Below are 13126 nucleotides of genomic sequence, written 5' to 3' on the forward strand. Positions count from 1 at the left end.
CTATTAAAAATGGCTAGATTTGTATCAGTTGATGTTGGTAATGATGCGGTGAAAGGATTCTTGGGAAGTATTGAAAATCGTGTATACATACCGAACGTTATAGCAGAAGTGCAAGATCGGGAAATTGTGGAAATGGAAAAAAACATATTGAATGGATTACATGTGGAGATCACTTCATCCGCCTTAAAAAATAAAAACGGAAGTTTTGCAGTCGGAAAGTTAGCATCCAAGTATCCAAATAATGACGAATTAACACCAGACCAGGATAAATCCGAGAGTGACCAACCTGTCATCATGCTATTGACAACCCTTGCATATGATGCCGTGGAACAATTTCCTGAAGAAGATGGTGTGATTGAAGCCACTTATTATTTATCAACAGGATTGCCTCTGGATGAAACTAAACAAGGAAAAGCTAAAGACTTCCGAAAAAAATTGAAAAACTCCCAACATGAAGTAAAATTCTTAAAAACCCCTTCCCTGGAAGGTAAAATTGTTCGGATTAAATTCGAACAAATCCTAGTGAATACGGAAGGATTCGCAGCATTTGTGGATTTAACAACAAATAATGACGGTTCTACCAAAAACGAAGAACTCATGGGAAAAACAATCCTCATCAACGATATTGGGGGCTTATCAACGGACTCAGCCATCATCACCGATGAAGCTGAAGTGGATAATGAATACAGCAATGGAATAAAAAGAGGTGTATCCACCTATTTGGATAATATTATCAAGAAAGTGTATTCCAAATACAAATACACCATTAAAAGTAGACGCACACTCGTAGAAATCATCACAAATGAACAGCCTGATGAACAATATCATATCTGGGTTAATGGGAATAGAGTGTCCATAAAGGATATCATTGATGAAGAATTATCCGTTTTGGCCAAGGAAGAATATAAATTAATTAAAGATATGTGGCGGAATGTTCCGGACATAAGACTGGCCTATCAAATTGGTGGCGGATCCTTGGTGTTAAAACCTTACCTGAATGCACTGAATCAAGCTGACAAAAACTACCCTCTCCGTTTCGTATCGGAAGATGACAGCGTATGGATGATTACACGAGCCTATTTTAAAATTTTGCTTATGTATTTACAAAGTAAAGGGATATCTACACAAAACGTGGCAGCTACAAAAGAGTGATATAAATCCATGGAACAATTTGAGCCTGGAAAAACCATCTCTTTTCGCTTACCCTCTGACACCCCTTTACATGTCAGTGAGTATTTAATAAGCAGGAAAAAGGAATTAGGCAGGAAATTCAGTAGTGAAATAGCTCCAATCTTTGTTAAGGCGGTTTCGCAAAAAGCCTTGGGGAATACAGATAGCGATCAAATCACCATTAGTCTGCCCGAAGGTTTGACAGCTGAACAAAAGGAATGGATGAACCACCCTAATACAAGGGCATTGATTGGTCAACTTCTTTATCAGGTAGTGACCAAGCCTACTAAAGCCTTTGAATTTAATCAGACTCTTGAAAATAAGCAAGAAGAAAACACTGCATTTAAAGCAAATGCAGCCATTCAAAAATTCGCACAAAAAACATTCTTAGATTTTGACGACGACGACTAACCCCATCCTTTGATGGGGTTTTCCTGTTATAGACAAAATCAGTCAAAATCAGAGAAAGGACATTGCTTATAGAAAGTCAAATACATATAGAACGCTATATAGAGCACAAAAAACCTGTATTCTACATTTATTTGGTTACTCAATCGCTTAGAAAGTTACCCCTCCCCCCAAATTGTACCAAACGAATCTCTTTATATAGACCATTTGTGTTCTGTAAGCTATATATAGTCTATAAATTTTTATAGGATTTAAGCTACAGATGGTGATTTAAAGGAACAATCTACCCCTGCTCCATAACTGGCTATAACTTTCTCCTTAAATAAGATCCAATAAAAAATAATAAATCAAAGTTGGCCATCTTATAATTCTTTTTTATTTTGTTATTCGTTGCTAGTCTTGTATAATATTATTAATCATGTGGACCATTTGTATTTTATATTCTACATATAGGCTATAATTTAGAGGCTACATCTACTCCATATATTTACTAAATCTAGATAGGTAGTTTTCAAGTTTCAAAACAATGCATCTTATTTTACTTAAGAAAAGGAAATTATAGAGCACATATACTCTATAATCTATAAATGGTCTATAAACTATTACTATATATAGCCTACATAAACCCGGATCCATAACTAGACTGTTTTTTTAATCATATTCTTTTTACCATTTAACTGTTACTGCAAATATAACAATTACTGATGTAGACCATTTGTGTTTTGTATTCAACATATAGACCATAATATAGAGGCAATATCTACACCATATATTCCTTGTTGCTAACTTAAGAAAAGAAACTTAGAGGGCACATATACTCTATAATCCATAAATGGTCTATAAAGCATTACCATATATAGCCTACATGAATCTGGAACTACAGCTAGATAATTATATTACCCTTTTCCATTCTATTATTTAACTGCTACTTCAATTGCAACAGTTACTAATGTAGACCATTTGTGTTTTGTATACTACATATAGACTATAATCCAGAGGCTACATATCAATAACTAAAAACCAATTTCCAAGCAAGAGTTTTCGAGTCTACGATCAACGATCATTTTCTTACTTAATTAGAAAAAGGATATAGAGCACATATACTCTATAATCCATAAATAGTCTACATAAACAGAGCATCTTATTATTCTTTCTATGTACTACCAGTAAAACCGTTATATATGTAGACCATTTTTGCTTTGTGTTCTACATATAGTTCATTATTTAGAGACTTTTAATAAATAAGACAAAAAAATAAATTTAGGAGGTTCAAAAATGTCAGAAGAAACCTTTTGGAAAATTAGCGATTTTGTAGAAACGTTAAAAACTCATCTGAACAATCAAAATATACATATTAATACAGTGGACGGTTGGTTTAAACGGTTAGAGAAAGAACGCCTCCATTATATAAATCGTACTCTAGAAACCAATGAAAAGGTGTACGATGAATTAGATTTAAAAATTGCAATGTTTATAAAGAAGAGAAGGGAAGAGAAGTGGGCCTTATCAGCGATTTCAAATGATCTCTCAAACTTTTTTGAGTTAAGACCATTCCCTGTAAAAAAAGAGAAACCTGCTCCATATGTAGACAATATTGAGACTTTGAAAAAACAGATAACAGATGAAGTAAAGAAAACTTTTGAAGAAATGGCTACCGCAAAGGTCGAAGAGTTGAAAAGCCAATATGAACAGTTACTAAACGGCTTGCCCAAACCACCATCTATAGAAGAAAGAAAGAACCAAAGCTTTCAAGCGATGGTGATCCAGAGAAAGATTGAAAGTTCTCTGGAAGAGGAGGCGAACCAGGCATGGTCCAACTTGCCTGAAGATCAACGCCTTAAGAGGGTGGGTTTTTTTAGAAAAGACATCGATTTGGAGAAAAAGGATAAATTTGTCCGGGATTATATCAATGAGAATTTTGTGGATCGGTTGAAAAAAGAGATGGAACTTGATAAGTAAGTTAGGAATCTCAATAAAGAGGAAATATTATAGTCCTAAAAGTAACCTTGAATTTGACCAATTTCGGTCAATTCAGGGAGCCACGTTGGCTAAAAAGGATCGACCATGCAAATCCTAATCATTTGCCGTTGAAAAAGAAGAAGCAATAACAGCAGTATTCATCCATCAAATTCTCCTATTAGTTAAGAGGAAATCAAATAAAGACAGAAAAAATCCACATGAATTTGGATATACAAGAATAGCCTCCAAGTCTAGTACACCGGGATTATGTCCTAGACTTGGAGGCTATTTTTAAAAAAAATCATATATTCATAAAGTTATTTGATAGTACCTTTTACACTCTTATAAAATGAAATAGCTCATTGATAATGAGATCGCTATCTGAATTTCCCAGTGATTCTGACCTCTATAGATTACAGAACGGCTTGAAGTTCTAATAACTCAATTTTAGTATTTAAGAACGTTTGGAAAGCTTTCAAGGATCTTTCAATGGACTGAGGATCGATAGAACGTAGTATGAATACAAGATGTGAATTCTTCTCATCTAAGGGCCATTCCTCTAAATGTTGCGGTGGGTGGATAATGTGTTGTACGCCATTTAATACAATGGGTCCTTTTTCACCAACATCAAGTAATCCTTTAACCCTCAATACATCTTCACCTTTAGCATGAAGAAGCATGCTCAACCAAAGCCCGAAGGCAGTCCAATCAAGGGGTTTTTTTATTGTGAAAGAAATGGAGCGAATATCGGATGAGTAATGATTGTCACGAGAAATATTACTTTGTTTAAGTGGTGAAGGATAAGATGCTTTATTTCCTATAATGATGGATTTATCTACTTGCCCATGAATGGCTCTGTGTAATTCACAAGAAGGAGAGATATCAGTTATAAGTTTTAATAGTTCCCCGATTTCTTCTTCAGGTGTAATATCCGTTTTTGTAATAACGATTTTATCAGCAACTGTTATTTGTTTAATTAGTTCAGGATTATTTTCAAATTGTAACAAGCCATTTTTTGCGTCTACAGTAGCAATAACGCAATCAATGACGTAACGGTGTAGCAAGAGTGGATTGGATAGTACTGTGAATAAAATAGGGGAGGGGTCTGCCATTCCCGTTGTTTCAATGATGACTCGATCAAAAGTAGATACACCCATTTCATCCATGTTTAATAATGTTTTTAGTTCTTCCGCTAAATCTTCTCTGGAATTGCAACAAATACATCCGTTGTTTAATAGGATGGTTCTTTCAACAGATTTTCTTAACAAATGGTGATCCAGTCCCACTTTACCGAATTCATTGACAATAACTGCCGTATTTTTTTTGATTTCGTCATCTTTTAATATTTCTTGAAGTATGGTTGTCTTACCACTTCCTAAACAACCGGTTACAATCGTAATTGGTTTTTTACCTTTATATTTATCCATAATAATCACCCTTCACTTATTTTCTTGATGTACAAGTCTCTCTAAAAGATCATCATTTAATGGATCTATCGGATATCTCAACATGCGTTCCACATTACTCCATATTGCCGCTAAATCATCCACGACAACTGTATTCCCTTTTGCGTCACGCAAGACAAATTTGCTTCCTTGCCAATCATCTAATTTCAACTTGAAATGCTGTAGGATTTTGTTACATAATTCCGCTCGATGTAAGCGCGATCTTTTTCGAAGCCTTTGATTATCACCAACTGTTATTTCCTCCTGTTCTTTTGAAGTGTGGTCCGTCCAATGAACTTGATGAACAAATTCTCCACAAAGTACACACATCCTGTTTCCCTCCTTAATAAATGGATCAATCCGCCCTGAAATAGGGCGGATTTACAATAATCGAGATTAAGAATTCAATTGATATTTTTCCCTTGGTTGACGTTTAGCAAAATCATCCGCGATTTCATCGAATGTAACCCAACGTATATTATCGTGTGAATTAATATGTTGAATGATGCGTTCATGCATTTTTAACACTTGTGGTCTTCCACTTACATCAGGATGGATGGTCATGGTGAATACTGCATAATCCATATTTTCATAAACCCAATCAAATTGATCAAGCCACATTTGTTCTATATCTCGTGGGTTGACGAAACCATGACTATTAGGTGATTTTTTGATAAACATCATAGGGGGAAGGTCGTCTAAATACCAGTTTGCAGGAATTTCAATTAGATCTGTTTCTTTACCACGCTTTAGGGGTTGCATCCATTCTTTTGCTTTTTTTGCATAATCGATTTTTGTCCAGCTATCGCCGATTCTTACGTAATAAGGAGAAAAATCATTGTGCATCAAACTATGATCATACTTAATTCCATGATTATGTAAAAGTTCGTTAGTAACGTTAGAAAATTCCCACCAAGGGGCCACATAACCAGTAGGTTTTTTACCTGATAATTCTTCAATTAGATCAATTGATTTTAATAAGACTTCTTCTTCTTGTTGAGGAGTCATGGCGATTGGATTCTCATGTGAATATCCGTGAGCCCCCACTTCATGCCCTCTTTTAACAACTTCTTTCATTTGTTCAGGGAAAGTTTCGATGGAATGCCCAGGTATAAACCAAGTCGTCTTCAGATTGTACTTATCAAACAAATCAAGTAACCTAATAGAGCCAATTTCTCCTGCAAAAAGTCCTCTTGAAATATCATCTGGTGAATCTTCTCCGCCGTATGAACCTAACCAACCAGCAACAGCATCAACATCTACTCCATAAGCTACTAAAATTTCTTTCTTCTTCATTTTCATCCACTCCTCTTAATAGATTATTAGATTACCTCTACACCTTAAATACAAAGCAAGAATCATGCCGAAATTCACAAAACGAAATAATTGCAAAAGAATGCTACAATAAGCGTTTTTCAAACGAAAAGTAAGATTCATAAATTGGAAAGGATATGCGGTAGTGCATAAATCATCTTGCAAGAATGCATTGCGGAAGAAAAAGCAACATGCTACGATGTATATTATCATAATTTTCAAATAAATAAAAAATGATTTTTAAAAATTTTCAAATGCAATGGAGGAGGAAATTTATGAACGATATCAATACGTACGAAGATGTTCCTACAAATTTGAAAAAAATCATAGATTCACTGCCGTTCGCTACCGTTTTATATCATACATCTAAAAATGATAAATTTATGAATGAGGCTGCCAAGAAAATAACGGGGGGAGATTCCTTTTATTTTGAAAATGAAGAGATTAAAAGTTTTGTAATTAAAGTGATGACCACTCAATGTCCTCTACATAACAAAAAAATAAATATCCAGTCCAAAGATTTCATTTTCCACTTTTCTTCACTAAACGATGAAGCAGAAGATTTTCAAGGAGTCCTGGCAACCATCCAGCCTGATGTAACTGTCCCTGAAGAATACGAAACTTATAAGGATGAAAGCATCGATTTAAAAGCTCTCTTTGATTCTTCCTATGATGTCTTATATGTTTCTGACGCAAAAGGAAATACACTTCGGGTAAGTTCAGCATGCACGAAGATATGGGGGAAAAATGAACGTGAATTAGTCGGTAAAAATGTTAACGAATTAGAAAAGGAAGGCATTTATAAACCGTCCATCACTCGTCTGGTATTAGAAAAAGGAGAAAAAATATCGGCTATTCAAACGACTAAAAATGGCAGGCGACTTATGGTAATTGGAACCCCTATAAAGGACGAAAATGGAAATGTCATAAGAGTTGTTAATGCTTCCAGGGATATTACTGAAATAAGTCAGCTTCAAGCCGAAATAGATGAAATGAAAAAGCTGATACATGGGTATAAGCATGAATTGATGGAATTTAGAAAAGAAAAAGTTGAGGAATGGAAGTTAATCTTTAATAGTAAAGTAATGGAAGAGAGTTTAGAATTGGCAAAACTAATTGCACATGTAGATTCGACAGTTTTAATATTAGGAGAATCAGGTGTAGGAAAAGAAGTTTTCGCAAATTACATTCACAATGCCAGTCTAAGAAAAAGTAAGCCTTATATAAAAATCAATTGCGGAGCCATCCCAGAAAATCTATTAGAATCAGAACTCTTTGGTTATGATAGTGGAGCTTTTACAGGCGCTAAAAAAGAAGGCAAGATGGGATTATTCGAATTAGCCACTGAAGGTACACTTTTTCTGGATGAGATTGCAGAAATGCCCATTTCTCTACAAGTAAAACTATTAAGAGTGATTCAAGAGCAAGAAATCAGGCGTATTGGTGGTAAAAAGACGATTAATGTAAATGTCCGGATTATTGCAGCAACCAACCGAAACTTGCCCGAAGAAATTAAGCAAGGGAGGTTTAGAGAAGATCTATATTATCGATTGAATGTTATCCCTTTAAAAATTCCGCCTTTAAGAGAGCGGAGGGAAGACATTTTACCATTAATTCACCATTTCATAGAACAATTCAACAATAAATATGACACAAATAAAACACTCTCCATAGATATAATCGAAGGGCTTCAAGCCTATAATTGGCCAGGAAATGTAAGGGAATTGCAAAATCTCGTTGAACGGTTGATTGTCATTTCCGATGGAAGAAAAATAAATGAAAGCTTTCTTCCCGAGGGCTTTATGAACCAATCCCTCAATCGTGATAAAGTTCAAGTTTTGGATATATTGCCTCTTAAAGAATGTATAGAATTGGCTGAACGTCAGTTATTAAAATTGGCTCAATCAAAGTTTAATTCCACTGTGAAAATAGCCGATGTTTTAGAAGTAAATCAATCAACAATCAGTAGGAAGCTTAAAAAGATAAACGAGGGGAACTTCAATTGAAAGAATCACCTTGTTCATAATGAATATAACGATGAATGGTAAAGCGGCAAGGACTATCCTGCTGCTTTACCATTTTTATTTATCCTCATTTATAAAATCAACAATTTCCATGCAGTTATTATGCTTTTCTGCATTTTTCACTATGTTAAAAAGCATAAAGCGAATCTAAGTATTTCTTTTAAAAGGACTAAAGGGCGTATTTTATCGCTTTTTAACATGTTGGCACATTTTTTGCTTCTGTAACTTAGTAATTGGCAAGATGGGGAATTGGATTTTAATAATACTAAAATTAAGGAGTTTGAAAATTATTCCTAAAAGGAGGGTACTTTCATGCCGTTGAAAATTGAAAATGTCAAAAAAGGAATCCCAGCACCTGAAGGTTATATGAAAGCCGCAGTCTTTAAAGAAATCGGAAAGCTGGACCTTCAATATAAATCCATTCCTAAAGCTGGACCGGGAGAGGTAGTCATTAGAACGACATCCACTACGATATGTGGAACTGATATCCACATTTTACACGGAGAACACCCTGTAGTGGAAAATCGAACACTCGGCCATGAACATGTTGGGGTTGTTCATGAAATAGGGGCAGGCGTACAAGGTATCAGCATTGGAGAAAGAGTCATGTGTGGTTCTTGTACACCGTGTGGCTCATGTTATTACTGTCAAAAGAATTTATCATCACAATGCATCGGTCCAGAAAATGATTTTACTACTCCTGGAGGCTGGCGTTTAGGGAATACGATTGATGGTACACATGCAGAATATTTTAAAATGCCCTTTCCTAAACATAACCTGACTAAGGTTCCAGATGTATTGTCAGATGAGGAGGTTCTATTATTGACTGATATTGGATCGACAGGGATTGCGGCCGCTGAAAACGCGGAAATACAAATTGGAGACACGGTAGTGGTTTTTGCTTGTGGACCAGTTGGACTGTGCGCCATTGCAGGGGCTCGTTTAAAGGGGGCGAGTTTAATCATTGGAGTGGACGGAAACTCTGAAAGATTACGAATCGCAAAGGAGATGGGCGCTGATATTACATTGAATTTAAATGATGTGGACGTTGTAAAAGAGATTTTAAACCTATCTGATGGTAGAGGTGTTGATGTTGCCATCGAAGCATTAGGGAAAGAAGAAACTTTCCAAAGTTGCTTAAAGGTGATTCGAAGAGGTGGATGCATTTCAAGTGTTGGGATTTATTCGGGACATGTACAAATACCAATTGAACACTTTGCAGGTGGAATGGGGGATCATCGTATCATCACCACTCTGTGTCCTGGTGGCAGAGAGAGAATGAATCAATTAATTAGTTTGGTTTCACAGAAGCGAATTGATCTAACTCCAATGATTACTCACCGTTTTCATATTGATGAGGTGGTCGAAGCATATGAAATATTTGAGAAAGCAAAGGATAACATTATTAAAGCAGTGATTACTTTTTAAACTACTACCAAAATTTCAGGAGGGAATCCATTGTCGAATAGAAAAGTCAAAGTAGCCTCTATACAGATGAATTGTGAAATGGGAAACAAAAAAGCGAATCTGGAAAGGGCTTATCAGCTAATGAGGGAAGCTGCGGAAAGAGGAGCGAAAATTAGTGTATTACCTGAACTTTTTAATACAGCTTATCGAGTCGAAGATCAAGATGCTAGTTTAGCAGAAACCATTCCTGGAGAAACGAGTGATTGGTTGATAGCTAGAGCACAGGAATTTAACATGACCATCATAGCTTGCATATTGGAAAAAGAGAATAATCAAATCTATGATACAAGTTTGGTCGTGGATAAAGAGGGGTTAAAGGGCAAATATCAAAAAATTCATTTATGGGATCAAGAAGTAAAAAGATTTGTAAGCGGAGAGAAATATCCAGTATTCAAGCTAGAATGGGCCACTATGGGAATGCAAATATGCTATGAGGTGGGCTTTCCAGAAGGGGCAAGAATTTTAGCTCTTAAAGGGGCAGATTTAATCATTTATCCTTCAGCCTTTGGTGAAGAAAGGTATTATGCATGGGATATTGCCACTAAAGCAAGAGCATTGGAAAATGGTTGCTATGTTATAGCGGCTAATCGTACTGGAATTGAAAAGGGTGAGACCATTTTTGGGGGCCATAGCCGTATCTTGGATCCTAAAGGAATCATTCTAGCGGAAGCAACAAAAGAAAATGAAGTAATTGTGACGGAAATTGATATGAATAAAGTTAGTGAGCAAAGAAAGACGATTCCCTATCTTCGCGATTTAAATAATGAAATAGTCATTCGTGAGCTAAAGAACCTAAACGAAAACAAATCAAATGGAGTTCTACACAAATTATAGTAATAGGGAGGACCTTAATGAAAAAGAATAATTTAATTTCAAAAGATATATTACCAATAACAAGTAAGGACCGAGTCATATCCGGATTTGGATTCTTTAATATTTGGGTGGGGATGGCCGTTATCATTGCCACCTTTCAAATTGGGGCCAATGGAATAGATTCCATGTCGGTGTGGGAAGTAGCAGGAGCCATATTTATCGCTAATATTGTTATTGCTATTATTGCTAGTTTAACTGCTGATATTGGTGTGGAACATGGATTATCCTTCTCAGCTTATTTAAGGGCTCCATTTGGTACGATGGGTGTTCATATTCCCTCTATAAGTAAAGGGATTGTTGCATCGATTTGGTTTGGGATTCAGACTTATTTAGGAGCCACCGCAATCAACTACATTTTTCACGATATAACAGGATTTGACTCATGGTTCCTTTGGTATGTTATATTTGCTGCTGTTCAAATTATCCAGGCATCCTTGGGAATAAAAGCGGTTGACCGCTTTGCAGTCATTGCAGCCCCATCTATTATTTTAATATCAATCTGGATCTTTTTCCAAATTTCCGGGATTGCTGCGGACAATGGAACGAACATCCTTACGTACGAAGGAACTAGTAATAATACAACTTGGTTATTAGTGATGGCAACAAACATGGGCTTTTGGTCTGCGTTAGCTGTTGATATCCCTAATATCACACGATACTTAAAGGCACCAAAAAATGAACGAAATTGGTTTAAACGGAACAAGAATAATATCATTCCCCATCTGACTGCATTACCAACGGTTCAAACCTTCATGGGAGTCATAGGGGCCGTAAGTTTCTTAGCTACGGGTAATTGGAATCCTATAGAGGTTGTACAAGAAATATCAACGGGTTGGATCATGGTAGTTATTCTTTTAATGGTAGTTCTTGCTCAGTGGTCAACTAACTCGGCAGCTAACCTAATCCCTGCTTCACTAACTTTTGTAAATGCGGGAGCAAAGATTAATTTATCTTATTCTACAGGGATTATACTTGCAGGTATTATCGGGACCTTATTCCAACCATGGGCAATATTAGACCAATTATCCATCTTTCTTGGCTATTACGGAGCCGTTCTATCATCGCTTGCTGGAATTATGATTTGTGACTATTACATTATCAGAAAAAGACGACTTAACGTAATAGACCTTTACGATACAGAAGGTCAATATAAATTTCACAAAGGAATAAATTGGGCAGGGATGATTTCTTGGGTTTTTGCAGGAGGATTAGCCATCTACTTTTTAGAGTATATGTATATTGTTGGCTTCCCTACAGGAATGATCACTTATTATATTTTGACTAAATTTTGGTATTTCAAAAAACATCCTCAAAAAGAAATCGAATCAAATTACTCTGATGAATTTTTAGGGACGACAGTCGGTCGTGATTGGAATATTTCAATTGATGAATTACCACTAAAAGATGCAGAAATAACAGGTATCAAAGAAGCACAATAAAAGCTAAAGAAATAATTCCTATAGGGGTTATAAAGGAGAAATGATATGAAGTTGAAAGATAAGGTGGCCATTGTAACTGGAGCAGGACGAGGTATTGGAAAAGGGATAGCCCTTGCTTTTGCTAAAGAGGGTGCCCATTTATCACTTAATCTCTATGGAATGCAAAAGGAAGAAGTCCAAAAGTTACTAGAAGAATTACACGAGTATGGTAGTATGGTAATCGTAACCGAAGGAGATATTTCTCAAGAAAAAGTAGTATCGGAACTAGTTGAAAAGACAATAGTTGAATATGGTCATATTGATATTTTGGTTAACAATGCCGGTATCCTGACGCAAAGCCTGATTAAGGACATGACTGTCGAAACTTGGAATCAAATGATAAACATCGATCTAAAATCTGTCTTTTTAACTACAAGATCTGTAGTAAACCATATGATAAATCAAAAGTATGGTCGTATCATAAATATCGCTTCTCAAACCGCACAAAAAGGTGGAATTGAGTTAAGTCATTATGCTGCTGCAAAGGCAGGAGTAATTGGATTTACTAAATCAATTGCATTAGAATTAGGTGCTTATAATATTACCGCTAACTGCATTGCTCCTGGTCCCATAGAAACAGAATTATTCTATGCCATCGAAGAAGAGTGGAAACGGCAAAAAAGAAGCGAACTTGCTATTCCAAGATTTGGGAAAGTAGAAGAGGTCGCTCCTACTGCAGTGTTATTAGCTTCTGATCCAGACGGGAATATCTATACCGGTCAAACATTAGGACCTAATTGCGGGGATGTAATGTTTTAATAGATCACTCACATTTTCAGGGATTCAAATGCTTAATTAAAGTATAGATAATGAGATGACATTAGTGAGCGTCCACATCAAGCGTTTTTCTTATTTCAAATTCAATTCAATAGTAGTTGATGTATAGGATAATGCCAATTAATTTTGATAAAAAATCAAACGGAATCCTACACTAATAAGGGTGTTTAATTCTTTGTTGAATCGAATGTCCCCTTATCCTAACCATTTA

Annotated in this window: 11 protein-coding genes; 8 read left to right on the forward strand and 3 right to left on the reverse strand. The window is 35.8% G+C overall.

What is annotated here, in order from left to right; all coding sequences use genetic code 11:
• Window positions 1-9: 9 nt before the first annotated feature.
• The 3 genes from IOC57_RS19265 (at window position 10) to IOC57_RS19275 (ending at window position 3537) form a co-directional block, all read left to right on the forward strand.
• A complete protein-coding gene (locus tag IOC57_RS19265) occupies window positions 10-1152 on the forward strand; it encodes a ParM/StbA family protein (protein ID WP_048883064.1) in 1143 nt (380 codons plus the stop codon).
• A gap of 9 nt (window positions 1153-1161) precedes the next feature.
• Entirely contained in the window at window positions 1162-1581 is a 420-nt protein-coding gene (locus IOC57_RS19270) for a hypothetical protein (RefSeq protein ID WP_207440211.1), read from the forward strand.
• 1272 nt (window positions 1582-2853) lie between these two features.
• Window positions 2854-3537 (forward strand): MerR family transcriptional regulator, encoded by a 684-nt coding sequence (locus tag IOC57_RS19275; RefSeq protein WP_286185027.1) that lies wholly within the window; start codon window positions 2854-2856, stop codon window positions 3535-3537.
• A 413-nt stretch (window positions 3538-3950) separates the two neighbouring features.
• Here IOC57_RS19275 and IOC57_RS19280 read toward each other — a convergent pair whose 3' ends face one another.
• The 3 genes from IOC57_RS19280 to IOC57_RS19290 form a co-directional block, all read right to left on the reverse strand.
• Window positions 3951-4964: a CobW family GTP-binding protein gene (locus IOC57_RS19280; RefSeq protein ID WP_207440212.1), complete on the reverse strand. Its 1014-nt coding sequence runs from the start codon at window positions 4962-4964 to the stop codon at window positions 3951-3953.
• Window positions 4965-4976: 12 nt separating this feature from the next.
• Window positions 4977-5312, reverse strand: coding sequence for a hypothetical protein (locus IOC57_RS19285; protein WP_207440213.1), 336 nt, complete (start codon window positions 5310-5312; stop codon window positions 4977-4979).
• Between the two features lie 66 nt (window positions 5313-5378).
• Complete coding sequence (locus IOC57_RS19290; protein ID WP_202186425.1) at window positions 5379-6278, reverse strand: polysaccharide deacetylase family protein; 900 nt, start codon at window positions 6276-6278, stop codon at window positions 5379-5381.
• Between the two features lie 293 nt (window positions 6279-6571).
• On the opposite strand from IOC57_RS19290, the gene IOC57_RS19295 reads away from it, so the two are divergent.
• The 5 genes from IOC57_RS19295 to IOC57_RS19315 all read left to right on the forward strand — a co-directional run bounded on the left by IOC57_RS19295 (window position 6572) and on the right by IOC57_RS19315 (window position 12897).
• Window positions 6572-8302, forward strand: a complete 1731-nt coding sequence (locus tag IOC57_RS19295) for a sigma-54 interaction domain-containing protein (protein ID WP_207440214.1) — start codon at window positions 6572-6574, stop codon at window positions 8300-8302.
• Window positions 8303-8632: 330 nt separating this feature from the next.
• The gene (locus tag IOC57_RS19300; RefSeq protein WP_207440215.1) at window positions 8633-9748 is read left to right on the forward strand and encodes a zinc-binding dehydrogenase; all 1116 of its coding nucleotides are present in this window, start codon (window positions 8633-8635) and stop codon (window positions 9746-9748) included.
• A 30-nt stretch (window positions 9749-9778) separates the two neighbouring features.
• A complete protein-coding gene (locus IOC57_RS19305) occupies window positions 9779-10621 on the forward strand; it encodes a carbon-nitrogen hydrolase family protein (protein WP_286185031.1) in 843 nt (280 codons plus the stop codon).
• A 17-nt stretch (window positions 10622-10638) separates the two neighbouring features.
• Window positions 10639-12099: an NCS1 family transporter gene (locus tag IOC57_RS19310; RefSeq protein WP_207440216.1), complete on the forward strand. Its 1461-nt coding sequence runs from the start codon at window positions 10639-10641 to the stop codon at window positions 12097-12099.
• Between the two features lie 45 nt (window positions 12100-12144).
• Window positions 12145-12897 (forward strand): 3-oxoacyl-ACP reductase family protein, encoded by a 753-nt coding sequence (locus IOC57_RS19315; RefSeq protein ID WP_207440217.1) that lies wholly within the window; start codon window positions 12145-12147, stop codon window positions 12895-12897.
• Window positions 12898-13126: the final 229 nt, after the last annotated feature.

The sequence above is a fragment of the Bacillus sp. SD075 genome (assembly GCF_017355165.1).
Lineage (GTDB): Bacteria > Bacillota > Bacilli > Bacillales > DSM-1321 > Peribacillus.

Excerpts from the sequence above, each read along its gene's own strand:
- IOC57_RS19265 (WP_048883064.1), top strand. The coding sequence starts at position 10 with ATGGCTAGATTTGTATCAGTTGATGTTGGTAATGATGCGGTGAAAGGA.
- IOC57_RS19270 (WP_207440211.1), top strand. The coding sequence starts at position 1,162 with ATGGAACAATTTGAGCCTGGAAAAACCATCTCTTTTCGCTTACCCTCT.
- IOC57_RS19275 (WP_286185027.1), top strand. The coding sequence starts at position 2,854 with ATGTCAGAAGAAACCTTTTGGAAAATTAGCGATTTTGTAGAAACGTTA.
- IOC57_RS19280 (WP_207440212.1), bottom strand. The coding sequence starts at position 4,964 with ATGGATAAATATAAAGGTAAAAAACCAATTACGATTGTAACCGGTTGT.
- IOC57_RS19285 (WP_207440213.1), bottom strand. The coding sequence starts at position 5,312 with ATGTGTGTACTTTGTGGAGAATTTGTTCATCAAGTTCATTGGACGGAC.
- IOC57_RS19290 (WP_202186425.1), bottom strand. The coding sequence starts at position 6,278 with ATGAAGAAGAAAGAAATTTTAGTAGCTTATGGAGTAGATGTTGATGCT.
- IOC57_RS19295 (WP_207440214.1), top strand. The coding sequence starts at position 6,572 with ATGAACGATATCAATACGTACGAAGATGTTCCTACAAATTTGAAAAAA.
- IOC57_RS19300 (WP_207440215.1), top strand. The coding sequence starts at position 8,633 with ATGCCGTTGAAAATTGAAAATGTCAAAAAAGGAATCCCAGCACCTGAA.
- IOC57_RS19310 (WP_207440216.1), top strand. The coding sequence starts at position 10,639 with ATGAAAAAGAATAATTTAATTTCAAAAGATATATTACCAATAACAAGT.
- IOC57_RS19315 (WP_207440217.1), top strand. The coding sequence starts at position 12,145 with ATGAAGTTGAAAGATAAGGTGGCCATTGTAACTGGAGCAGGACGAGGT.